Genomic DNA, 22,518 nt, shown 5'->3' with positions numbered 1-22,518 from the left:
TAGCTTTCCTGGTAGGCAAGTAGAACGGGCATGCGGCCGCACCGGCCGTCTGTCCGCAGAACCGTCACGGGGAGACGATGACCATGAGCACACCGGTGGACGCCGAGCGGGCATGGGCGGATCTGCAACGCATCCGGGTGCCGCAGGAGCGGGTGTACGACGAGATCGAGCGGTGCGCGTTCGGCGGCACCGGCGCGACGTACACCACGGCGGCGATCATGTGGATGTTCCTGGCCAGTCTCGGGTTCGACCCGCCCCTGTGGGGCTTCGTCCTGATCCTCACCGCGTATGTCGGTCTGCTGGTGGCGCTGGCCGTCGTCAGCAACCGCAAGACCCGGATGCGGGCGCACCGCACGGTCTACGACTGGCGGACGTTCGCGTCGTTCTTCGCGGGCGCGGCGGTGACCGGCGGGACGGTCCTGCTCTCCGGTTGGCTCGTCGACTGGCTCCGGCTGCCCCTGGGCAGCGTCGTCCAGGCCACCCTTTCGGCGGGCGCCTTCGTCCTGTTCGTCGGACCGGCCAACCGGTGGGCGGCCGGTTCGGTCCGCGGCCGGCTGGAGGCGCGCCGATGAGCACCCCCTCCGGCTTCGACGAACTGATCCACCCCTCCACCCGGCTGTCCGTGGTCGCGCTGCTCGCCGCCACGGAATGGGCGGACTTCGCCTTCATCCGCGAAAGCCTCTCGCTCAGCGACTCCGCGCTCTCCAAGCAGCTGCACACGCTGGAGGAGGCCGGGTATCTGGAGATCCACAAGGAGGGCGGCGGCCGCAAACGCCGTACCAAGGTGCGGCTGACGGAGCGCGGCCGGACCGCCTTCGAAGGGCATGTGGCCGCACTCCGGGCGATCGTCGAGGGCGCGGGGCCCGCCACGGTGGCACGCGAACGGCAGCAGGAGCACGCGGAGGCGGGCCGATGACCACGACCGGGCAACCGGCCGCACGCCCCACGGGCCCGGCCGCACCCCCTGCGCCCGTCCCGCCCGTCATCCGGGTGCGCGACCTGCGCATGGCCTACGGCAGCGCCGACGTGCTGCACGGCATCGACCTGGACATCCACCGCGGCGAGATCTTCGCCCTGCTGGGGCCCAACGGCGCCGGGAAGACCACCACGGTCGAGATCCTGGAGGGCTTCCGGCACCGCTCCGCGGGCGAGGTCCGCGTGCTGGACACGGACCCCGAGCGCGGCGGCGACGCCTGGCGCGGCCGGATCGGGCTCGTCCTGCAGTCGTGGCGCGACCACCGCCGCTGGCAGGTCGCCGAGCTGCTGGCGCACTTCGCCACCTACTACCCCGACCCGCGCGACACGGCCGGTCTGCTGGCCCTCGTCGGCCTCACCGGGCAGGCCGGGAAACGGGTGGACCAGCTCTCCGGCGGCCAGCGCCGGCGCCTGGACGTCGCGCTCGGCATCGTCGGCCGCCCCGAGCTCCTCTTCCTGGACGAGCCGACCACCGGCTTCGACCCCGAGGCCCGGCAGGACTTCCACCTGCTGGTCGAACGCCTGGCCCGCGAGGAGGGCGTCACGGTCCTGCTCACCACCCACGACATGGTGGAGGCCGAGCGGCTGGCCGACCGGATAGCCGTGCTGGTCGGCGGCCGGATCCGGGCCCACGGCACACCTGCGGAACTGGCCCGCCGGGCCGCCGCGCAGGCCGAGGTGCGCTGGACCGCCACCGACGGTACGGCCCACCGCGAGCGCACCGCGGACCCCTCCCGGCTGGTCTGGGACCTTCACCGGCACGCCCGGGCGCCCATCGCCGACCTGGAGGTCCGCCGCCCGACGCTGGAGGACACCTACCTGCACATGGTGCACAGCGGCGGCGAGCGCACCGGCACACGGAACGACAACGGGGAGAAGCACACCGCATGACCGAGACCCACCGTCGCCGCTACTGGCGCGCCGGCCTCCGGCGCGGCCGTATCGAGCTGCGCCACCTGATCGGCAACCGCAAGGAGATGGCCGGCCACCTGGCGAACGTCGTCGTCGCCCTGGCACTGGCGGCCAACCTCGACAAGCGGGTGCCCGGCACCCACATCCCGATGGCCCATCTGACGCTGGCGGGCTTCGCCGCGTATCTGCTCTTCCAGATCGGGCTGTTCAACCTCCCGCAGATCCTGGTCACCGAACGGGAGGAGGGCGCCCTGCTGCGCCTGCGCGCCACTCCCGGCGGCATACCGGCCTATCTCGTCGCCAAGTCGCTGCTCATCGTCGCGACCGCGCTCGCCACCCTCGTCGTCCTGCTGGGGGCCGGGGCGCTGCTGGTGGACGGGCCGCTGCCGCACGGTCCGGGTGGCTGGCTGACCCTGCTGTGGGTCACCGCGCTGGGCCTGCTGGCCGTGGTGCCGCTGGGTGCGGCCATCGGAGCCGTGCTGCCCAACCCCCGTGAGGCCCTGGCGCTGATCATGCTGCCCGTGATGGCCCTGCTGTTCACCTCGGGCGCGATGTTCCCGCTCGCCTCGCTGCCGGCGGCGGTGCAGCACATCGCCGCCGTCTTCCCGCTGAAGTGGATGGCGCAGGGGGTGCGCTCGGCGCTCTTGCCGGATGCCGCGCGGATCGCGGAACCGGCCGGCTCCTGGGAGCTGCCGACGGTCGCCCTGGTGCTGACCGCCTGGGCCGTCCTCGGCTTCCTGCTCGCCGTACCCCTGCTGCGCCGGGCCGCGCGCCGGGAGTCCGGTTCCCGGCTGAGCGAGCGGCACCGCAAGGCGGGGCTGAGCGGGGCGGCAGGGTAGCGGGGCAGCGGGACTGAGCGGGGCAGCGGGGCTGAGCGGGTAGCGGCGAGGGTGCCGGTGCCGGTATCCGATGGCGCGCGGCCCGGCCCAATGATGAAGTTGCCTCATGATTGGCCCCAAGGACGAGCCCACGACCAGCCCCCTCACCGGCCCCCTGCCCGACTCCCGGACCGGTGGCCCCGTTCCCGGACCGGCGCACGGCCCCACGGCCGTCGGCCGGGACGGCTCGGGCCACCCGGACGGCGCGCACGCCCCCGACCGGGACCGTGCCGTGCAGGCGGCCGTCGCGCAGGGGCTGGTGGGCCCCGGCGAGCCCGTCGCCGGGCTGCTCGACATCGCCGGGATCCGCCGGTCCGCCGCCGAACTCCGCGCCGCCTTCGAGGAGTTCACCGCGCCGGGCACCCCGGTCCTGCACGCCTTCGCCGTGAAGGCCGCCTCCCTCGTGCCCGTCCTGCGGCTGCTCGCCCAGGAGGGGCTCGGCTGCGAGGTGGCCAGCCCCGGGGAGCTGGCGCTGGCGCGCGCCGCTCAGGTACCGGCCGCGCATACCGTGCTGGACTCCCCGGCCAAGACCCTGGCCGAACTCCGCGAGGCCCTGGCCCTCGGCATCGCGGTCAACGCCGACAACCCCGAGGAACTCCTCCGCATCGACGGCCTGATGGCCTCCGCGCCGTCCTCCGCACCGGTCGGGCTGCGCGTCAATCCGCAGATCGGCGGCGGCAGCATCGGCGCCATGAGCACCGCCACCGACACCTCCAAGTTCGGCGTCGCCCTCCAGGACGAGGGCGCCCGCGACTGGGTCGTACGGGCCTACCTGGACCGGCCGTGGCTGACCCGGCTGCACGGCCACGTCGGGTCCCAGGGCATGCCGCTGGAGCTGATGGCCAAGGGGGTGTCGGCCCTCTTCCACCTCGCCGAGGAGATCAACGAACGGGCCGGCCGACGGCAGATCGACACCCTCGACATCGGCGGCGGCCTGCCGGTCAACTTCGGCTCGGACGCCACGACCCCGACCTTCCGCGCATACGTCGCGCTGCTGCGCTCGACCGTCCCCGGCCTGCTGTCCGGACGCTACGGCCTCGTCACCGAGTTCGGCCGCTCACTGCTGGCCAAACACGGCATGGTCGTCGCCCGCGTCGAGTACGCGAAGTCGGCGGGCGGCCGTCCCATCGCGGTCACCCATGCCGGCGCCCAGGTCGCCACCCGTACGGTCTTCGTGCCCGAGGCCTGGCCGATCCGGGTCGCCGCCTACGACGCGCGGGGCCTCCCCAGGACCGGCGAACCGGTCGCCCAGGATGTCGCCGGACCGTGCTGCTTCGCCGGCGACCTGGTCGCCGAGAACCGCCCGCTCCCCCTGCTCCGGTCGGACGACCACGTCGCCCTCCTGGACACCGGCGCGTACTACTTCTCCACCCACTTCGCCTACAACTCCCTGCCTCGGCCGGGGATCTACGGCTACGCGACCGCTCCTGACGGCACCGTGCGCTTCGCGACCGTCCGCACGCCGCAGACCCTGGCCGACCTCACCGCGGAGAGCGGCGGCGCCCACACGGACGCGCTCGGCGAGCTCGGCCGGGCGGCCGGATAGACGCTGCCGGCCGGCCGGGCGTTGCGGGGCGGTCGGACGTCGCGGGCCGGCCGGGCGTTGCGGGGCGGTCGGACGTCGCGGGCCGGTCGGGCGTTGCGGGGCGGGTGTTGCCGGCGGAGGCGTCGATGTTCGGGCCCGCGCCGCTACCGCCGCCCGGCACCCGCCCCGGCACCCGCCGGCCGGGCGGCGCTCCGCGCCCGCGCCCCGCCCGGCGCCGCGTCCCCCGCGGCCGAACCCGTCGTCACATGGCCCCGCACATCCTTGCCCGCGGCCCCGCCCCGGGCGGCCGCCTCGGCACGCACCCACAGCAGCGCGTCGTGCTCCCGCTCCCAGCGGCCCAGCCACAGCGCCCTGCCCCACAGGCCCAGGGCCGACCCGGCCATCAGCAGTCCGCCGGCCGCGGGCAGCGCGAACGACGACCCGACCGCCGCCAGGAAGGCGAGCAGCAGCCACCAGCGGTGCGCCCGGCGCCAGACCCGGAGGGTGACCGCCCGGTCCTGGAGGATGACGGCCTTCCCGGCCCGCGATGCGCCGCCGGCCAGCGCCGCGTACCGCCCGCGCCGCGCCCCGAACACCACGAACGCCGCGATGACGCCGAGCGCCACCCCCGCCGGTACCCCGATCGCCCGCCCGGCCGCCCCCGGTACCAGTACGCCGATCCCCGCTGCCAGCAGGCCGGACCACCACAACCATCCGGCCGGTGCCCGCACGATGACCGCCACCCGCCCCAGCGCATACGCCCCGCGCCCCACGACAGACCTCCTCCTCCGGACCGGCCGCACGACGCCGCCCCGGCCGTCTCGCACCCGTCCCGATGCGGGCACCGGCGGCGGATCGTAGCCGGCACGGATGAGGATTCCCTGAGACCGGTGCGGCGGAACGCGGCCGTCGGGGCAGGCGGGCGGGCGCGGTGGCGCACCCGGAACGAGGGCGCGCCGGGGCGGGGCGGGGCGGCGGCCCCGGCTCACTCCACGAACAGCCCCCGCGCCGCCGCCTTCGCGTCGAACTCCTCCAGCCGCGCCTGTGCGTCCGGCAGGGCGTCGCACATCGACTCCAGCAGGACGCGGCCCAGCAGCATGGGGGCGCAGGCCGTGTCGAAGGCCAGGCCGGTGCCGACCGGGGCGGGCAGGAGGAGGTCGGTGTGGTGGGCGACGGGGGCGAAGGCGCTGTCGGCGACGGTGACGACGCTCAGGCCGGCCTCGCGTGCGTAGGCGAGGGCGTCGACGACCTCGCGGGGGTGGCGGGGCAGGGCGAAGCAGAGCAGGGCGCCGGCGCCGGCGCGGACTGCGGCGTCGATGCGGTCGGTGAGCATGGTGCCGCCCTCGTCCAGGAGGCGGACGTCGGGGTGGACCTTGCGGGCGAAGTAGGTGAAGCCGGCGGCCTGGGCGGTGGCGGCGCGCAGGCCGAGGACGGGCAACGGCCGGGAGGCGGCGAAGAGGCGACCGGCCTCGATCACCGGGGAGGGGTCGGCGAGGGCGGCGGCGAGGTGGCGGAGGTTGTCGATCTCCGCCTGGACGGCCTGCTGGTACTCGTTGTACGAGCCGGTGTCGTCCGGCGCGGCGCCCGGGGCGACCTCGCGCAGATGGCGGCGGAGCGCGGGGTAGCCGTCGAAGCCGAGCGCGACCGCGAAGCGGGTGACGGACGGCTGGCTGACGCCGGCCAGTTCGGCCAGTTCGACGCTGGAGAGGAACGGCGCGTCGGCGGCCCGCCGCACCATGCAGTGGGCGATCCGGCGCTGGGTGGGCGTCAGCCGGTGTCCCTCGAAGAGCTTCTGCAGGCGGGCGGTGGTGCCCGTGTCGGCCGCCACCGTGCCGGTGGTGCCCGTGCCCGTCCGCGTACCCTCGTCCGCGCCGCCGATCGCCCCGTCCCCGCTCATCGCCTCTTCTTCCCGGCCCGGGAGGGGCCTTGTGACTGGTGTCCGTGATGTGTGGCCTGCGCTGTCGATGTCGGCATCAGTGTCACACCCCCGCCAGTGCGTCCAGCAGCCCCGCCGCCACGGCCACATCATCGGTCAGCGGCCGGTCCTCCATCCGCGGATCCAGCGCGTCGGCGGCCAGCGCGTAGGCGGCGGCCAGCGGGAGGCCGGGCTCCGGCTCCAGGGAGCGCATCCGCAAGGCCCTTACGGCGGCGACGAGTTCGCAGGCCAGGACCTGGCGGTAGTACGTGGCCGCGCGGAGGGTCTGACGGGCACCGAGGGAGGCGAAGCTGGCCTGTTCCTCCACCCCGCGGGAGAGGACGGCGTGGCCGAGGGAGGCCGGGTGGGAGACGGCGCGCATCTCGCCGAGCGCCGCGCCGGCCGCGTATTCGAGGATCATGACGCCGGAGCTGGCGGGTGCCGCGTCACCCAGGAAGGGCCGCAGCCGGGTGAAGTCCGGCTCGGAGAGGGCGGCGAGCCGGGCGGTGGAGAGCCGGGCGGTCTGCAGGACGGCGAGCCGGAAGGCGTCCAGGGCCAGCACGGCGTGCGCGGCGTAGAAGTTGCCGTGGTGGTAGGCGGCCTGGTCCTCGATGCTGATCAGGGGGTTCTCGGCGGCGGCGTTCACCTCGATGGTGAGCACCTCGTCCAGGGTGTCGGCGGCGTCGACTGCCGGGCCGTGGATCTGGGGGAGGCAGCGGAATCCGTAGGGGTCCTGGATGCGGCCGAGCGGCGGCGCGGGGCGGTCCGGGACGCCGGAGAGGGTGCGCAGGCGGGCCGCGGCGGCGGCCGAGCCGGCGTGCGGGCGGGCCCGCATGACGGGTTCGGCGAAGGGTTCGTAGGAGCCGCCGACCGCGAGGAGTGAGAGCGCGGCGACCGGGAGGGAGGCGGCGAGCAGCCGGCGCACGGTGTCGAGGGCGAGCGCGGACTGGCCGAGGGTGAGCGCGTTGGAGCTGATCAGGGCGAGGGCGTCGTTGTTGTCGAGGGCGATGGGGGCGGGGGCCCGGCCGCCGGGGGCGCAGTGCCAGGGGTGTTCGCCGGCCAGCGCGAGGCCGGTCTGGGCGAGGGCGGCGAGATCGCCGGTGCCGACGGCGCCGTGTTCGTTGACGACGGGGTGGGCGCCGGACTCCAGGGCGGTGATCAGGGACGTGATCACGGCGGGGTTCAGCCCGGCGCCGCCCGCCAGCAGCTGATTGGCGCGGACCGCGAGCATGGCGCGGACCTCGCGGGCGGGCAGCGGGTCGCCGATCGCGCCCGCGTGGCTGCGCAGCAGCCGCAGCCCGTGTTCGGCGTCGGCCCCGACCTCCTCCGTGCGGTTGGCGCCGACGCCGGTGCTGCGCCCGTAGACACGGCCGGTGGCGGCGAGGCGGCGGGCGGTGTCCCAGGACTCCTCGGCGAGTGCGAGGGCCTTGGGGTCGGGCCCCGCGGTGTGCGCGCTGCGCTCCGCGAGGGCGGCGATGCCGTCGGGGTGCAGTCCGGTGCCGTCGAGTGTGATGCGCCGGCCGGCCCGTCGGCCGCTGTCCAGCATGTGGGAAACCAAGGGGCTCAACTCCCTCTTATAACGCTTTTTGTGAACGTAAGTCCGACACCTCGTTCCGTACGGTGAATCGAAGCGGGCGGGCGGCACCCGGGACTGCGGCAGCGGCGAGGGCGCCGGCGACGCGACCGGAGGCGTAACAGGGGATTTACGCCCGCCTATTGACTTCTATTCACGTGCCTAAGACTCTGCATGACAATATGCAGGCCGGGCAAGGGGCAGCGGATGATCAGGTTCGACGCAGTCAGCAAGCGATACCCGAACGGCACGACAGCGGTGGACGACCTGTCGCTGGAACTCCCCGAGGGGGACGTCACCGTCCTCGTCGGATCGTCCGGATGCGGCAAGACCACCACACTGCGGATGATCAACCGGATGGTCGAGCCGACCTCCGGCACCATCAGCGTCGGCGGCCGCGACATCCTCGAGGCGGACGCCGCCGAGCTGCGCCGCGGCATCGGCTACGTCATCCAGCAGTCCGGCCTCTTCCCCCACCGTACGGTCCTGGACAACATCGCGACCGTGCCGCTGCTGCTCGGCTGGGGCCGGCGCAAGGCCCGCGCCCGCGCGGCCGAGCTGCTGGAGCTGGTCGGCCTGCCCGCCGAGGCGGGCCGACGCTATCCGCACCAGCTCTCCGGCGGCCAGCAGCAGCGCGTCGGGGTGGCCCGCGCGCTCGCCGCCGACCCACCGGTGCTGCTGATGGACGAGCCGTTCGGCGCGGTCGACCCGGTTGTGCGCACCCAGCTCCAGAACGAGCTGCTGCGCCTCCAGGAGGAACTGCGCAAGACCGTCGTCTTCGTCACCCACGACATCGACGAGGCGGTCCGCCTGGGCGACCGGATCGCGGTCTTCCGCACCGGCGGCCGGCTCGTGCAGTGCGCCGAGCCCGCCGAACTCCTGGCCCGGCCCGCCGACGACTTCGTCGCCGGCTTCCTGGGCGCCGAGCGCGGCCTGAAGCTGCTGTCCCTGACCACCCTGGCGGACGTGCCGTACGCGCCGGGCCGGGCGATACGCGCCGACGAGCCGGTCGGCAAGATAGCCCGCGACGGCGACCGCTGGCGCCTGGTGACCTCTCCACGCGGCGAGCCGCTGGGCTGGCTGGACACCGACGCCCTGCCCGCCGGCGGCAGCGCGGGCGAGGCCGCACTGGCGCCCGTCCGGCCGCTGCGCGACGACGACTCGTTGCTCTCCGCGCTCAACGAGGCGGTGTCCGCCCCGGCCGCCGCGGTCGCCCGGATCGACGCCGACGGCGTCCTCACCGGCATCACCACGCGCGACGCGATCCACGACCGGGCGGGCCGCAGCCACGCCGAGGCGGGACGGGCGGCGACCGCCGGCGGCACCGCCCCGGCAACGCCCGACTCCGAGGACGCCGCGCCCGTCGAGACCGCCGCCGCGGAGCGCCCCGCATGACCATCGAATGGGGCTGGTTCCCCGATCACGCCGACGAGATGGCCCGCCTGACCGCGGACCACCTCGCCACCGCCGTCCCCGCCGTCCTGCTCGGCCTGCTGATCGCGCTGCCACTGGCGGTCCTCGCCCACCGCGTACGCCCGCTGCGCGGTTTCGTCCTCGGCGCGTCCAACATCCTCTACACCATCCCCTCCCTCGCCTTCTTCGTCCTCCTCCTGCCGGTCACCGGCCTCACCCGCACCACGGCGATCGTCGGCCTGACGGCGTACACCCTGGTGGTGCTCGTACGGAACACGGTCGAGGGGCTGGACGCGGTGCCCGCCAAGGCACGCGAGGCGTCCACGGCGATGGGGACCAGGCCGCTGCGCACGCTGCTCACCGTCGAGCTGCCGCTCGCCCTCCCGGTGATCATGGCGGGTGTACGGGTCGCCACCGTGATGTCCATCTCCCTTGTCAGCGTGGCGAGTTACATCGGTTACGGCGGTCTCGGCCAGCTCTTCACCGACGGCTTCCAGCGCAACTACCCCACCCCGGTCATCGCCGGGGTGGCCCTGACCCTGCTGCTCGCCCTGGTTGCCGACGCGCTGCTGGTGACCCTCCAGTGGCTGTGCACCCCCTGGCGGCGGGGCGCTCCCCGGCAGCGCACCTTCAAGTGGCGGAAGGCGGCGTGACAGGCCGATGCTCGAACTTCTGAAGAACCTCGCGTCCTGGCTGACCGCTCCGGCCCAGTGGTCGGGCCCCGAGGGCATCGCGACCCGCATCCTGGAGCACCTGGAGTACTCGGTGCTCGCCACCCTGGCCGCGGCCCTGATCGCGCTGCCGATCGGCCTGCTCATCGGGCACACCGGGCGCGGCGCCTTCGTGGCCGTCAACCTCTCCTCGTTCGGCCGGGCGCTGCCCACCGTCGGCCTGGTCACCCTGGTCTTCCTCGCGGGCGGCCTGAGCGTCTGGCCGGTGTACGTGTCCCTGGTGGCGCTCGCCGTCCCGGTGATCATCACGAACACCTACGCGGGGATGGCGGCGGTCGACCCCGAGGTCAAGGACGCGGCCAAGGGCGTGGGCCTGCGCGGCCACCAGGTCCTGTGGCAGGTCGAACTCCCCCTCGCGCTCCCGCTGATCATGACCGGCATACGGCTGGCGACCGTGCAGGTCGTCGCCACCGCCACCATCGCCGCCTACGTCAGCTTCGGCGGTCTGGGCCGCTATGTCTTCGACGGGCTGGCGCAGCGCGATCTGGTGCAGGTACTGGGCGGCGCGGCGCTGGTCGCCGTGCTGGCCGTCGCCGCCGACCTGGCCCTGGGCGGGCTGCAGCGGCTGCTGTTCCGCGGCCGCCCGGCGGCGGCCCGCTGAGGCCCGTCCGCCGAGAGCCCGCCGCCGTCCCCGTCCGCACGTTCCGAGGAGCCCGACGCCATGAACCGTCCCACCCGCCGTACCGCCCTGACCGCACTCCTCGCCGGCGCCTCGGCCCCGCTGCTGGCCGCCTGTTCCTCCGGGATCACCTCGCTCAAGGGTGACGGTGCCGGTGGCGACAGCGGCAGCAGCAGCGGCGGTCTGGTCATCGGCACCGCCAACTTCACCGAGAACCAGATCCTCGGCTACCTCTACGCGGGCGTCCTGAACGCCGCCGGCGTCAAGGCCACCGTCAAGCCCAACCTCGGCTCCCGCGAGATCGTCGTGCCCGCACTGCGTTCCGGCGACATCGATCTGCTGCCCGAGTACCAGGGCAGCCTCCTGCTGTACCTCGACAAGAAGGCCACCGCGACCGAGGCCGGCGCCATGCAGAACGCCCTGGCCACGGTCCTGCCCGACGGCCTCGAAGTGCTTCCGTACGCGGCCGCCGAGGACCGCGACAGCTTCGCCGTCACCCGCGCGACCGCCGAGCGCTACGACCTGAAGTCGCTCGCCGACCTGCACAGGGTGAACGGCAAGCTGGTGTTCGGCGCGGCCGCGGAGATGAAGAAGCGGGTCGTCGGCGTCGTCGGCCTCAAGGAGCAGTACGGCGCCGAATTCAAGGAGTTCAAGGCGCTGGACTCCTCCGGCCCGCTCGTCAAGGGCGCCCTCAAGAAGGGCGACATCGACATCGCCAACATCTTCACCACCGATGTCGACACCGCGGCGAACGGCTGGATCCTCCTCGCGGACCCGAAGCACCTCATCCCCGCCCAGCACATCGTTCCGCTGATCGCCGCCCGCAAGGCCGACTCCAAGGTCCGCAAGGCCCTCGCCCGCCTCGGCAACGCCCTCACCACCGCCCACCTCACCGAGCTCAACCGCCTCGTCGACAAGGAGAAGCAGGACCCGGACCGGGTGGCCGACGCCTGGCTGGCCAAGCACAGGCTGGGTGGCTGACGCGGGGCGGGCGGGACGCCGGACGCCCGCGGACAGGCCCTAGGCCGGGCCCGCGAACCGCATCGGCAGCCCGAACAGCGGAAACAACCGCTCGGTGTCCAGGAACGAGTGCAGCCCGGTGATCCGCCCGTCCGCCGTCTCGATCACCTGGACCGCCCACGGCGTGCCGTCCGCCCGGTACTGCCCGAACGCCGGGCGCCCGTTGGCCGTCAGCGGCACCAGATGCGACCCCGCGCAGCCGCAGCCCGCCCCGCGCATCCAGCGCACGATCTCCTCGGGGCCGCGCAGCCACAGCTCGTAGGGCGGCATCGACAACGTCGAGTCCTCGTGCAGCAGGGCGGTGAGCGCCTCCATGTCGAAGCGTTCGAAGGCGTCGACGTACCGGGCCAGCAGCGCCCGCTGGTCGTCGTCGAGCGGGCGGGCCGGCGGCTCCTCGTCCGCGGCGAGCGTCGCCCGCGCCCGCTGCAGCGCGCTGTTGACCGCGGCGACCGAGCTGCCGAGCAGCTCCGCAACCTCTGCCGCCGACCAGGCGAGCACCTCCCGCAGGATGAGCACCGCCCGCTGCCGGGGTGCCAGCCGCTGCAGCGCGGCGATGAAGGCGAGCCGGACCGACTCGCGCGCGAGGGCCGCCTCCGCCGGATCCCCGGTCTGCGCCAGCACCCGGCCGTCCGGCACCGGGCCGATCCAGGTGGCCTCGGGCAGCCCGTCGCCCACCGGGGTGTCCGCACTCGACGGCGACCCGAGGTCCATCGGCCGGGCCCGCCGCCGGCTGCCCTTGAGCAGGTCCAGACACACATTCGTCGCGATCCGGTACAGCCAGGACCGCAGCGAGGACCGTCCCTCGAAGCGGTCGTGGTTCCGCCAGGCGCGCACCATGGTCTCCTGCACGGCGTCCTCGGCCTCGAACGCGGACCCCAGCATCCGGTAGCAGTACCCGGTCAGCTCGGTACGGTGCACCTCCAGCCGGTCCGCCAACTCCCCCTGGGAACCGCCCGGTCGGGACCCGCCCGCCACCGCGACGTCACTCATCGGGGCTCCACCGGTCGAGTGGCCGGGGAGAGGGTCGAGGACGTCGGTGGAGAGTGCGCCAAGGAGCTCGTCGAGGAGTTCACCAAGGAGCTCGTCGAGGGGTTCATCGAGGACCGCCCTTCACCCGTCGGCCGACCACCGGCACACGTGCGACGAAGGTACCGGAGCGCCGTGCACCAGTCTGCTCCTGCGGCGCCGGGACCGCAGCACGGGCTTCCCCGGCGCCGTTCCGGCACCCGTTCCGCAGCCCCATCGGCCCACGAGGGGCGTCGTCAGGGCCGGACCTCCGCCGCCGAGCGCCGTTCCGACAGACGGGGCGCGCACAGGATGCGCTTGCGGCGTACCCGCCGCCCCTCGATGGCGGCGACCGCGAGGCGGGCGGCCTCCTTGGCGATGTCGGTGAGGCCCCAGTCGACGGTGGTCAGCGGCGGGGTGAGGACGCGGGAGACGGGGTGGTCGTCGAAGCCGACGACGGAGAGGTCGCGGCCCACGGTGAGGGATGCCTCGGCGGCGGCCGCGTAGACGCCGTAGGCGATGGAGTCCGAGAAGCAGAAGACCGCGGTGGGCGGGGCGAGGCCGGTGGAGCCGGCACGCGGGCGACCGTCCGGGGTGTTGGTCAGCACCCGCCGGGCGACGGACGTGGCCTCGCCCAACTCCTGCGCGCAGGGCAGGACCTCGACCCCGATGCCGAGACGGTCGGCGGCCTCGCGGACATAGACGTCGGCGGGGCGGTCGGGGGTGGAGGGGCCGGTGGGGGTCAGGACCGTGACGCGGCGGTGCCCCAGGCCCCGGAGGTAGCCGAGGACGGCGTCGATGCCGGCGCGGTTGTCGAAGAGGACCTCGCCGGCCGTACGGGCCCGGCTCAGCGCGTCGCCGATGGACACGACGGGGACGGCGTCGGCGATCTTCGCCCAGCCCTCCGCCGAGGGGTCGACGGGCGAGACGAGAAGACCGTCGACGCGCTGGTCACGGAGTTGTTTGGCGAGGGCCAGCTCGCGCGCCGGGTCGCCGCCGGCGTCGAGGATGAGGGCGTAGCGGTCGCCGGCCAGGAGCTCGCGCCCTATGGCCGCCATCAGCTGCTGCTGCCAGAGGTCCTGGAGGTCGCCGGCCAGCACACCGACCGTGCTCGTACGGCCGCTGGCGAGGGCGCGGGCGATCGGGTCGGCCTCGTAGCCGAGTTCGGCAGCCGCCTTGCGCACCCGCTCCTCGGTCTCCTTGGAGACGTGCTTGCCACGCAGGGCGTACGAGACGGCTGCGGTGGAGAGGCCGGTGGCCTCGGCCACCTCGCGGAGGGTGGTGCGCTTATTGGGCCTGGCCATGCCGGGAAGCCTACCCAAGGAGGCCCCACTCCCCCGCCGCCGATCCGGTCGGCCCTTGACAGCACAGGAGGTTAACCGGTTCACTTAAGCGCATCAGTTAAGCGGTTAAGTCGCGTGACCGAAGACCTGAGGAGGCGCCGCCGTGCCCAGCGACCTGCACCAGCACCTCTGGCCGCGGGAGTTCATCGCGCACCTGCGCGCCCGTACGGCACCGCCGCGGCTGGACGGCTGGACGCTGCTGCTGCCCGGCGAGCCGCCGTACACGGTCGACCCCGCCGACCACGACATCGCAGCCCGCACCCGGCTCGCCCACGCGGACGGGGTGGATCTGGCGCTGGTCTCGCTCTCCAGCCCGCTCGGCATCGAGTACCTGCCGCCCGAGGAGGCGGCACCGCTGCTCGCCGCCTTCCACGACGGCGCACTGCGGCTGCCCGCTCCGTTCGGCGTCTGGGCCTCGGTGTGCCTGACCGCACCCGAGCCGGACACCGGGGCGCTGCGGCGGGAGCTGGCACGGGGCTGCGTGGGGCTGCAGCTCCCCGCCACCGCGCTGCTCGACGCCGCGGGCTGGTCCCACTGCGCACCCCTGCTGGACGTTGCCGCGGAGAGCGACAGGCCGGTGTTCATCCACCCCGGTGCCGCACCCCCCGCCCCCGACGGCGCGCCCGCCTGGTGGCCCGCCCTGGTGCCGTACGTCCATCAGCTGCACGCCGCGTGGTGCGCCTTCCGCGCCTTCGGCCGGGCCCGCCACCCGGACCTGCGGGTGTGTTTCGCGGCGCTCGCGGGCCTGGCGCCGCTGCACGGCGAGCGGCTGGTGGCGCGCGGTGGCGGGCAGGACCGCGGACGGGTCGACCGCGGGGTGTTCTACGAGACGTCCTCGTACGGGACGCGTGCGGTGGACGCGCTCGTACGGGCCGTCGGGATCGATGTCGTCGTCAGCGGCAGCGACCGTCCGTACGCGCGGCCGGTGATCCCCGATCTGGGCGCGGAGGCCGCCGTCCACGCCCTGCGTACCGCCAACCCGGCCCGCCTGCTGGGCCCGACGAAAGGAGCCCGTCCATGACCTCCCCCGCCTCCCAGGCCGACCGCGCCCGCGAGGTCCCCGAGGCCGAGCGGCCGTTCACCGCCCTGCCCGAGCGCAGTCTCGACAAGCGCGAGCTGCAGGCCCTCGTCGACGACCTCGCCGGCCGCCCGGAGCTGTGGCGCGGGCAGGTCGCGTTCTCCGACAGTGAGCGGCACTACGCGTCCTTGTACCGTGACGAGTTCGTCGACGTCTGGCTGCTGTGCTGGACCCGGCAGAACGACACCGGCTGGCACGACCACGACCTCTCGTCCGGAGCGGTCCGCGTCGTCCAGGGGGTGCTGACCGAGTCCAATCCGCGGATCGGCGGCGAGCATCCGGCGACGGCGGTCGGGGCGGGTGACTCGTTCTGCTTCGGGCCGGACCACATCCACCGGCTCACCGGAGCCACGGACGATGCGGTGTCGGTGCACGCGTACTCGCCGCCGCTGTGGCGGCTGGGGCAGTACGACATCACGGAGGACGGGCTGATGCGCCGGATGTCGGTCTCCTACGCCGATGAGCTGCGGCCCGTCGGCGAGGCGTCCGCCGCCTGAGCCCTCGCCGCCAGCGCGAATCACCCCCTGTTCCCGTCCTACCTATTGACCTTCCATTCATCGACATCGATGCTGCATGAATCCATACAGGCAACGATGCGAGGCGGATGCATGGCAGGCGTGGTGGAACAGCGCTCGATCGACGTCGTCCCCGACGACGAGCGGCACGGCAGCGCGGTCGGCCAGTTCACCCTCTGGCTGGGCGCCAACCTCCAGATCACCGCCGTCATCACCGGCGCGCTGGCCGTCGTCTTCGGGGCGAACGCCTTCTGGTCGCTGATCGGGCTGCTGCTCGGCAACCTCCTGGGCGGAGCGGTGATGGCGCTGCACTCGGCGCAGGGCCCACGGCTCGGACTGCCGCAGATGATCACGTCGCGGGCGCAGTTCGGCGTGCGCGGCGCGGTGGTGCCGCTCGCGCTGGTCATCGTGATGTACATCGGGTTCTTCGCGAGCGGCAGCGTGCTGGCGGGGCAGGCCGTCGGCGAGCTGACGCACCTCGGCGAGACGCCGGGCATCGTGCTGTTCGCGGGCATCACCGCCGTCGCCGCCGCGGTCGGCTACCGGCTGATCCACACCCTGGGCCGGATCGCCGGGCTGGTGTGCGCGCTGACCTTCGTCTATCTGGGCATCCGGCTGCTCCAGCGTGCCGACCTCGGCACGCTGCTGCACGACCACCGCTTCGGGCTGCCGGTCTTCCTCCTCGCGGTCTCGCTCTCCGCCTCCTGGCAGCTGGCGTTCGGCCCGTACGTCGCGGACTACTCGCGCTATCTGCCCCGCCACACCTCGGCCCGCGCCACGTTCTGGTGGACCCTGTCGGGCTCGGTGCTCGGGTCGCAGTGGTCGATGACGTTCGGCGCGCTGGCGGCGGCCGCGGCGCCCGCCGCCTTCGTGGGGCACGAGGTCACCTACATCGTCGGCCTGGGCGGGGCGGGGCTGATCGCCTCGTTCCTCTACTTCGTCATCGCCCTCGGCAAGCTCACCATCAACATCCTCAACACCTATGGCGGCTTCATGTCGCTGGTGACGAGCGTCAGCGGCTTCAGCGGCCGGCGGACCCTCTCGCCGCGCGGACGCGTGGCCTATATCGCCGGAATCATGGTGGCCGGCACCGCCGTGGCCCTCCTGGGCAAGGACTCCTTCCTCACCTCCTTCAAGGACTTCCTGCTCTTCCTGCTGACCTTCTTCACCCCGTGGTCGGCGATCAACCTGGTCGACTACTACCTGGTCTCCAAGGAGCGCTACGACATTCCGGCGCTCAGCGACCCCGGCGGCCGCTACGGCTCCTGGAACGTAGGGGCACTGACCGTCTACGGCCTCGGCGTACTCGCCCAACTGCCGTTTCTCGCCACGCACTTCTACACCGGCCCGCTGGTCGCACCCCTCGGCGGCGCGGACATCTCCTGGCTCGTCGGCCTCGCCGTACCCGCCGTCGCCTACCGGGTCGTCGGCCGCCGCATCTCCGCCGCCCCGCACCCGCAGACACTCCCCGAGGAGCACATCCCCGCCGGGTCCTAGAGGGCGTGCCCGACGGGGCGGTTGCCTGCCGCCGGGGGTCTGCAGCCCCCCGGCAGTGTGTGCCGTCGGTCAGCTCAGCCGGGCCTCGGCGTAGACGGCCATCGCATCACGCAGGTAGCCGGCCAGCCCGTCGGCGATCTTGTCGTAGTTCGCGCGGAACTGCGGGTCGTCGACGTAGGTCTGTGCCAGCCCCTGGTACCCGACCGCGTTCGGCGTCCAGAACCGGCAGACGCCCTGGTAGTGGACATCCACCTCGGCCTGCACCGCGGGATCGGCGACCGGCGTGCCGGCCACCATGAACTCCGCGAAGCGGATCATCTGCGCCGTCACCTCACGCTGCCACCGCTCCTGGTCCTCGGCGGTCATCGCCTCGCGGGCCCGCCGGGACTGCTCCCACTCCTGCGGCCACCGCTCGCGCACCTCGGCCTCGGCGGGCTCGAACCCCTCGAACAGGTTCTCCGGCCTGTTGATCTTCGTCATGTCGTTGCCGTCCTTGCCTTCCTCCAGTTCGGCGATGGTTCGCCCGACCGTGCGGGCCAGTGTCTCCAGCCGGTTCCGCTCCCTGAGCAGCCGCCGGTGGTGCTCGCGCAGCACCGCCACCTGATCGACCTGGCTGTCCAGCACCGCCCGGATCTCGCGCAGCCCCAGGTCCAACTCCCGCATCAGCAGGATCTGCTGCAGCCGCAGCAGACCGGCCTCCTCGTAGTAGCGGTGCCCGTTGCTGCCGATCCACGCAGGCGCCAGCAGACCGACCTCGTCGTAGTGCCGCAGCGTCCGGGACGTCACCCCGGACATCCGGGCCACCTCCGCGATCGACCAGGCCATTGCCGTGCCCCCCATCGCCGGGCCGGTCTCTCCGGCCACACGCATGACCGTAGGAGTTGACGCAGCGGCAAGCGCAAGCCGCAACCGGGGGGCCGGGCGAAGGGGAAGAGGGAGAGGGAGGGGGAGGGAGAGAGATGTTGCGGGGACCGCCGCACCCCGGCCGAGCCGGGGGCGGGACGACGGCGGTCCCCGCAAGGGACGCGCCCCGGGTCAGAACCGGGTGCCGCGTCCTGGCGATCATGGATGTCCGGGAGCCGCTCCGGAGGTCCGTATCGCCTCAGTCATCAATGTGCCGGACTCGTGTTAAGTCCGTGCTGCGAGCACGTGACGCATACGTACACCTTGCGCCTACGGCCCGTTCCCTGACGGTTGCTTGACGCCCCTTCGGCAACAGGGCGCGTCGGCCGCTCGGTATCAGGGCGCGTCCGCGCCTACTTCGCCACCCCGCGCGCCAGATAGGCCAACAGGTCCTGGCGGCTGACCACGCCCTTCGGCTTGCCCTCGACGAGAACGATCGCGGCGTCCGCGTTCTCCAGGACCGCCATCAGGTCGGCGACCGCCTCGCCCGAGCCGACCTGCGGCAGCGGCCGGCACATGTGCTTCTCCAGCGGGTCCGAGAGCGACGCCCGCTGCGTGAACAGGGCGTCCAGCAGCTCACGCTCCACGACCGAGCCGATCACCTCGGCGGCCATCACGTCCGGGTGCCCGGCGCCCGGCTTGACGATCGGCATCTGGGAGACGCCGTACTCGCGCAGCACCTCGATGGCCTCGCCGACGGTCTCCTCCGGGTGCATGTGGACGAGCGAGGGCAGCGCGCCCTCCTTGTGCGCCAGCACCTCGCCGACCCGCGCCGCGGTGCCGCTCTCCTCCAGGAAGCCGTAGTCGGCCATCCACTCGTCGTTGAAGATCTTGGAGAGATAGCCGCGGCCGCTGTCCGGCAGCAGCACGACGACGACGTCGTCCGGGCCGAGCCGCGAGGCGACCTCGAGTCCGGCCACCACGGCCATGCCGCAGGAGCCGCCGACCAGCAGGCCCTCCTCCTTGGCGAGCCGACGGGTCATCTGGAAGGCGTCCTTGTCGGAGACCGCGACGATCTCGTCCGCGACGGTGCGGTCGTAGGCGCTCGGCCAGAAGTCCTCACCGACGCCCTCGATCAGGTACGGGCGACCCGAGCCGCCGCTGTAGACCGAGCCCTCGGGGTCCGCACCGATGACCTCGACCCGGCCCTCGCTGGCGTCCTTCAGATAACGGCCGGTACCGCTGATCGTGCCGCCGGTGCCGACACCCGCCACGAAGTGGGTGATCCGCCCGTCGGTCTGCGCCCACAGCTCCGGGCCGGTGCTCTCGTAGTGCGAGCGCGGGTTGTTGGGGTTGCTGTACTGGTCGGGCTTCCAGGCCCCCGGCGTCTCCCGCACCAGCCGGTCGGAGACGTTGTAGTAGGAATCCGGGTGGTCGGGGTCCACCGCGGTGGGGCACACCACCACCTCGGCGCCGTACGCCCGCAGCACATTGATCTTGTCCGTCGACACCTTGTCCGGGCAGACGAAGATGCACTTGTAGCCCTTCTGCTGGGCCACGATCGCCAGGCCGACGCCGGTGTTCCCGGAGGTCGGCTCGACGATGGTGCCGCCGGGCTGCAACTCCCCGGACTCCTCTGCGGCCTCGATCATCCGCACCGCGATCCGGTCCTTGACCGAGCCGCCGGGGTTGAAGTACTCGACCTTCACCAGGACGGTGGCCTGGATTCCCTTGGTCACGTTGTTGAGCCGCACGAGCGGGGTGTTGCCGACGAGCTCAATCATCGAATCGTAAAACTGCACGGTGGTCTCCGCGGTCGGGGGCACGCTCTCCTGCGCCCGTGCCGCCAGCCTATTCGCCACGGCCGGCCGGTGGACCTCCGCGCTGCGTTCCGTTGGCGGGCGGATGCGTTGCGTTGCGGGCAGGAACGGGCAACAACCTGGTGTACGAGTTCGCTGTCGGCCAAGAAGCGCGTCCGGCCCCCGGGGCCGCGGCGCGCCCCGCACTACTTGCACGGGGAGGTGCCCGGCCTATGCCGGTGACGATGTCCAGGGCGCGGGTGGCGCGCCGGATCGCGACCGCCGCGGCGGTCGGCGGCGGCGGAATCGGCCTGCTCGGGGTCGCCACCGTCGGGGTGCTGCTGACCGAGGTCCGGCTGGCCCGCCGTACGGTCGGCGGCTCCAGCGACACCCCGCCCTGCGCCGACGGCCGCTACGGCGCCCCCTTTCACCACCGCGACGACGGCCGGCCGCCGCTGCGACTCGGCTTCCTGGGCGACTCCACCGCGGCCGGACAGGGCGTGCACCGCGCCCGCCAGACCCCCGGCGCGCTGCTGGCCTCGGGACTTGCCGCACTCTCGGAGCTGCCGGTCGAGTTCCACAATGTGGCGCTGCCCGGCGCCCAGTCCGACGACCTGGAGCGCCAGGTGGAGCTGATCCTGGCGGACCGCGACCGGACCCCGGACGTCTGCGTCATCATGATCGGTGCCAACGATGTCACCCACCGGATGCCGCCCGCGGAGTCCGTCCGGCACCTGTCCGAGGCGGTCCGGCGGCTGCGCGCCGCGGGCTGCGAGGTGGTCGTCGGCACCTGCCCCGACCTGGGCACCATCGAGCCGGTCTACCAGCCGCTGCGCTGGGTGGCCCGGCGGCTCTCCCGTCAGCTCGCCGCGGCCCAGACCATCGGGGTGGTCGAGAACGGCGGGCGGACGGTCTCGCTCGGCGATCTCCTGGGCCCGGAGTTCGAGGCGCATCCGCGGGAGCTGTTCGGGCCGGACAACTACCACCCGTCGGCAGAGGGGTACGCCACCGCCGCCATGGCCGTGCTGCCGACGCTGTGCGCCTCGCTGGGCCTGTGGCCGGAGGAGGAGCAGCCGGAGGCGGCCCGCGGCGAGGGGATCCTGCCGGTCGCGCAGGCGGCCGCCGAGGCGGCGTCCGAGGGCGGTACGGAGGTCAGCGGCCGACGCGCCCCCTGGGCCCTGCTCAAACACCGCAGGCGGCGGCAGCTGCCCGACCCGGAGTCGTCGGGCGCCCCGCACAAGGGCCGGTGACGGCGGGGCGCGCACCGGGGCCGTACGGGAATACCGCACGGCCCCATCCCGTTCCCATAAGCGCCCGCTTAGAAAAGAGTTCCGCATCACAGCACGCACCCCGTGACCTCGGCACTACGTGCAGGTAACTTCCCTGAGAGTCCTGCCGCATTGCCCGCCCGGCGCCCGACACCACCCTCACCGACGCGCTGAGCGGAGCCCCTAGATTCCCTGGAGCCGTGATGCCCGAAGCCGTGATCGTCTCAGCCGCCCGCTCCCCGATCGGCCGCGCCTTCAAGGGCTCGCTCAAGGACCTGCGCCCCGACGACCTGACCGCGAAGATCATCGAGGCCGCCCTCGCCAAGGTTCCCGAGCTGGACCCCACCGACATCGACGACCTGATGCTCGGCTGCGGCCTGCCCGGCGGCGAGCAGGGTCACAACCTCGGCCGCATCGTGGCCGTCCAGATGGGGATGGACCACCTCCCCGGCTGCACCGTCACCCGTTACTGTTCCTCCTCGCTCCAGACCTCCCGGATGGCGCTGCACGCGATCAAGGCCGGCGAGGGCGACGTCTTCATCTCGGCGGGCGTCGAGATGGTGTCCCGGTTCGCCAAGGGCAACTCCGACTCGCTGCCGGACACGCACAACCCGCTCTTCGCCGAGGCCGAGGCCCGCACCGAGGCCGTTGCCGCGCAGGAGGGCACCAGCTGGCACGACCCGCGCGAGGACGGCCTGGTCCCGGACGCCTACATCGCGATGGGCCAGACCGCGGAGAACCTGGCCCGCCTGAAGGGCATCACGCGTCAGGAGATGGACGAGTTCGGCGTCCGGTCGCAGAACCTCGCCGAGCGGGCCATCAAGAACGGCTTCTGGGAGCGGGAGATCACCCCCGTCACCACCCCCGACGGCACGGTCGTCGCCGGCGACGACGGCCCGCGTGCCGGCGTCACCCTGGAGGGCGTCCAGGGCCTCAAGCCCGTCTTCCGCCCCGACGGCCTGGTCACCGCCGGCAACTGCTGCCCGCTCAACGACGGTGCCGCCGCCCTCGTGATCATGTCGGACACCAAGGCGCGGGAGCTGGGCCTGACCCCGCTCGCCCGGATCGTCTCCACCGGCGTTTCGGGCCTGTCCCCCGAGATCATGGGCCTCGGCCCGGTCGAGGCATCGAAGCAGGCGCTCCGGCGCGCGGGCCTCACGATCGGCGACATCGACCTCGCCGAGATCAACGAGGCCTTCGCCGCCCAGGTCATCCCCTCCTACCAGGAGCTCGGCCTGGACCTGGACAAGGTCAACGTCAACGGCGGCGCCATCGCGGTCGGCCACCCCTTCGGCATGACCGGCGCCCGCATCACCGGCACGCTGATCAACAGCCTGCAGTTCCACGACAAGCAGTTCGGCCTGGAGACGATGTGCGTGGGCGGCGGCCAGGGCATGGCGATGGTCATCGAGCGGCTGAGCTGAGCTGCAGCGGAGGGTAGGGGTCGGGTGCGAGGAACGAGTGCCCGGCACCTGCCCGCAGCGCAAGCGAAGCACAGCGCGACCGAGAGCACGAGCGGCTGAGCTGAGCTGCAGCGGAGGGTAGGGGTCGGGTGCGAGGAACGAGTGCCCGGCACCTGCCCGCAGCGCAAGCGAAGCACAGCGCGACC

Annotated in this window: 21 protein-coding genes; 14 read left to right on the top strand and 7 right to left on the bottom strand. The window is 73.2% G+C overall.

What is annotated here, in order from left to right:
- The first annotated feature begins 83 nt into the window (after nt 1–83).
- From ACGFML_RS33200 to ACGFML_RS33180, 5 genes are all read left to right on the top strand, one after another.
- Nucleotides 84–572 (top strand): hypothetical protein, encoded by a 489-nt coding sequence (locus tag ACGFML_RS33200; protein WP_393549357.1) that lies wholly within the window; start codon nt 84–86, stop codon nt 570–572.
- Nucleotides 569–916 (top strand): transcriptional regulator, encoded by a 348-nt coding sequence (locus ACGFML_RS33195; RefSeq protein WP_393549356.1) that lies wholly within the window; start codon nt 569–571, stop codon nt 914–916. Before ACGFML_RS33200 ends, ACGFML_RS33195 begins: the two co-directional genes overlap by 4 nt.
- Entirely contained in the window at nt 913–1,866 is a 954-nt protein-coding gene (locus ACGFML_RS33190; RefSeq protein ID WP_393549355.1) for an ATP-binding cassette domain-containing protein, read from the top strand. Before ACGFML_RS33195 ends, ACGFML_RS33190 begins: the two co-directional genes overlap by 4 nt.
- Nucleotides 1,863–2,726 (top strand): ABC transporter permease, encoded by an 864-nt coding sequence (locus ACGFML_RS33185; protein ID WP_393549354.1) that lies wholly within the window; start codon nt 1,863–1,865, stop codon nt 2,724–2,726. Before ACGFML_RS33190 ends, ACGFML_RS33185 begins: the two co-directional genes overlap by 4 nt.
- A gap of 106 nt (nt 2,727–2,832) precedes the next feature.
- Nucleotides 2,833–4,311 (top strand): diaminopimelate decarboxylase, encoded by a 1,479-nt coding sequence (locus tag ACGFML_RS33180; protein ID WP_393549353.1) that lies wholly within the window; start codon nt 2,833–2,835, stop codon nt 4,309–4,311.
- Nucleotides 4,312–4,454: 143 nt separating this feature from the next.
- Here ACGFML_RS33180 and ACGFML_RS33175 read toward each other — a convergent pair whose 3' ends face one another.
- From ACGFML_RS33175 to ACGFML_RS33165, 3 genes are all read right to left on the bottom strand, one after another.
- Complete coding sequence (locus ACGFML_RS33175) at nt 4,455–5,063, bottom strand: hypothetical protein (protein WP_393549352.1); 609 nt, start codon at nt 5,061–5,063, stop codon at nt 4,455–4,457.
- 212 nt (nt 5,064–5,275) lie between these two features.
- Complete coding sequence (locus ACGFML_RS33170; RefSeq protein ID WP_393549351.1) at nt 5,276–6,187, bottom strand: MurR/RpiR family transcriptional regulator; 912 nt, start codon at nt 6,185–6,187, stop codon at nt 5,276–5,278.
- 82 nt (nt 6,188–6,269) lie between these two features.
- A complete protein-coding gene (locus ACGFML_RS33165) occupies nt 6,270–7,751 on the bottom strand; it encodes an aromatic amino acid ammonia-lyase (protein ID WP_393549420.1) in 1,482 nt (493 codons plus the stop codon).
- Between the two features lie 234 nt (nt 7,752–7,985).
- Between ACGFML_RS33165 and ACGFML_RS33160 the strand changes: the two genes are divergently transcribed.
- The 4 genes from ACGFML_RS33160 to ACGFML_RS33145 are packed head-to-tail and all read left to right on the top strand — an operon-like array spanning nt 7,986 to nt 11,522.
- Nucleotides 7,986–9,173 (top strand): ABC transporter ATP-binding protein, encoded by a 1,188-nt coding sequence (locus tag ACGFML_RS33160; protein WP_393549350.1) that lies wholly within the window; start codon nt 7,986–7,988, stop codon nt 9,171–9,173.
- Nucleotides 9,170–9,844 (top strand): ABC transporter permease, encoded by a 675-nt coding sequence (locus ACGFML_RS33155; protein ID WP_393549349.1) that lies wholly within the window; start codon nt 9,170–9,172, stop codon nt 9,842–9,844. Before ACGFML_RS33160 ends, ACGFML_RS33155 begins: the two co-directional genes overlap by 4 nt.
- A gap of 7 nt (nt 9,845–9,851) precedes the next feature.
- Entirely contained in the window at nt 9,852–10,523 is a 672-nt protein-coding gene (locus tag ACGFML_RS33150) for an ABC transporter permease (RefSeq protein ID WP_393549348.1), read from the top strand.
- Between the two features lie 60 nt (nt 10,524–10,583).
- Nucleotides 10,584–11,522: an ABC transporter substrate-binding protein gene (locus tag ACGFML_RS33145; RefSeq protein ID WP_393549347.1), complete on the top strand. Its 939-nt coding sequence runs from the start codon at nt 10,584–10,586 to the stop codon at nt 11,520–11,522.
- Between the two features lie 39 nt (nt 11,523–11,561).
- Here the strand turns inward: ACGFML_RS33145 and ACGFML_RS33140 are convergent, their stop codons facing one another.
- Both ACGFML_RS33140 and ACGFML_RS33135 read right to left on the bottom strand, forming a co-directional pair.
- Complete coding sequence (locus tag ACGFML_RS33140) at nt 11,562–12,551, bottom strand: sigma-70 family RNA polymerase sigma factor (protein WP_393549346.1); 990 nt, start codon at nt 12,549–12,551, stop codon at nt 11,562–11,564.
- Between the two features lie 272 nt (nt 12,552–12,823).
- Nucleotides 12,824–13,870: a LacI family DNA-binding transcriptional regulator gene (locus ACGFML_RS33135; protein ID WP_393549345.1), complete on the bottom strand. Its 1,047-nt coding sequence runs from the start codon at nt 13,868–13,870 to the stop codon at nt 12,824–12,826.
- 142 nt (nt 13,871–14,012) lie between these two features.
- On the opposite strand from ACGFML_RS33135, the gene ACGFML_RS33130 reads away from it, so the two are divergent.
- The 3 genes from ACGFML_RS33130 (at nt 14,013) to ACGFML_RS33120 (ending at nt 16,999) form a co-directional block, all read left to right on the top strand.
- On the top strand, nt 14,013–14,930 hold the full coding sequence (locus ACGFML_RS33130) for an amidohydrolase (protein WP_393549344.1): 918 nt from the start codon (nt 14,013–14,015) through the stop codon (nt 14,928–14,930).
- Nucleotides 14,927–15,484 carry a cysteine dioxygenase gene (locus ACGFML_RS33125; RefSeq protein ID WP_393549343.1) on the top strand — a complete coding sequence of 186 codons (558 nt, stop codon included), beginning with the start codon at nt 14,927–14,929 and terminating at the stop codon, nt 15,482–15,484. Before ACGFML_RS33130 ends, ACGFML_RS33125 begins: the two co-directional genes overlap by 4 nt.
- Nucleotides 15,485–15,595: 111 nt before the next feature.
- The gene (locus tag ACGFML_RS33120) at nt 15,596–16,999 is read left to right on the top strand and encodes a purine-cytosine permease family protein (protein WP_393549342.1); all 1,404 of its coding nucleotides are present in this window, start codon (nt 15,596–15,598) and stop codon (nt 16,997–16,999) included.
- 69 nt (nt 17,000–17,068) lie between these two features.
- Here the strand turns inward: ACGFML_RS33120 and ACGFML_RS33115 are convergent, their stop codons facing one another.
- Both ACGFML_RS33115 and ACGFML_RS33110 read right to left on the bottom strand, forming a co-directional pair.
- Nucleotides 17,069–17,824: a MerR family transcriptional regulator gene (locus ACGFML_RS33115; protein ID WP_393549419.1), complete on the bottom strand. Its 756-nt coding sequence runs from the start codon at nt 17,822–17,824 to the stop codon at nt 17,069–17,071.
- Between the two features lie 431 nt (nt 17,825–18,255).
- Nucleotides 18,256–19,644: a cystathionine beta-synthase gene (locus ACGFML_RS33110; RefSeq protein ID WP_393549341.1), complete on the bottom strand. Its 1,389-nt coding sequence runs from the start codon at nt 19,642–19,644 to the stop codon at nt 18,256–18,258.
- 230 nt (nt 19,645–19,874) lie between these two features.
- Here ACGFML_RS33110 and ACGFML_RS33105 point away from each other — a divergent pair, with 230 nt between their 5' ends.
- On the top strand, nt 19,875–20,891 hold the full coding sequence (locus ACGFML_RS33105) for an SGNH/GDSL hydrolase family protein (RefSeq protein WP_393549340.1): 1,017 nt from the start codon (nt 19,875–19,877) through the stop codon (nt 20,889–20,891).
- Between the two features lie 221 nt (nt 20,892–21,112).
- A complete protein-coding gene (locus tag ACGFML_RS33100) occupies nt 21,113–22,333 on the top strand; it encodes an acetyl-CoA C-acetyltransferase (protein ID WP_393549339.1) in 1,221 nt (406 codons plus the stop codon).
- Nucleotides 22,334–22,518: the final 185 nt, after the last annotated feature.

It is taken from the genome of Streptomyces sp. NPDC048650 (assembly GCF_043199095.1).
Lineage (GTDB): Bacteria > Actinomycetota > Actinomycetes > Streptomycetales > Streptomycetaceae > Streptomyces.
The sequence above is the reverse complement of the archived record's forward strand: the minus strand, read 5'-3'. Positions and strand labels throughout refer to the sequence as shown.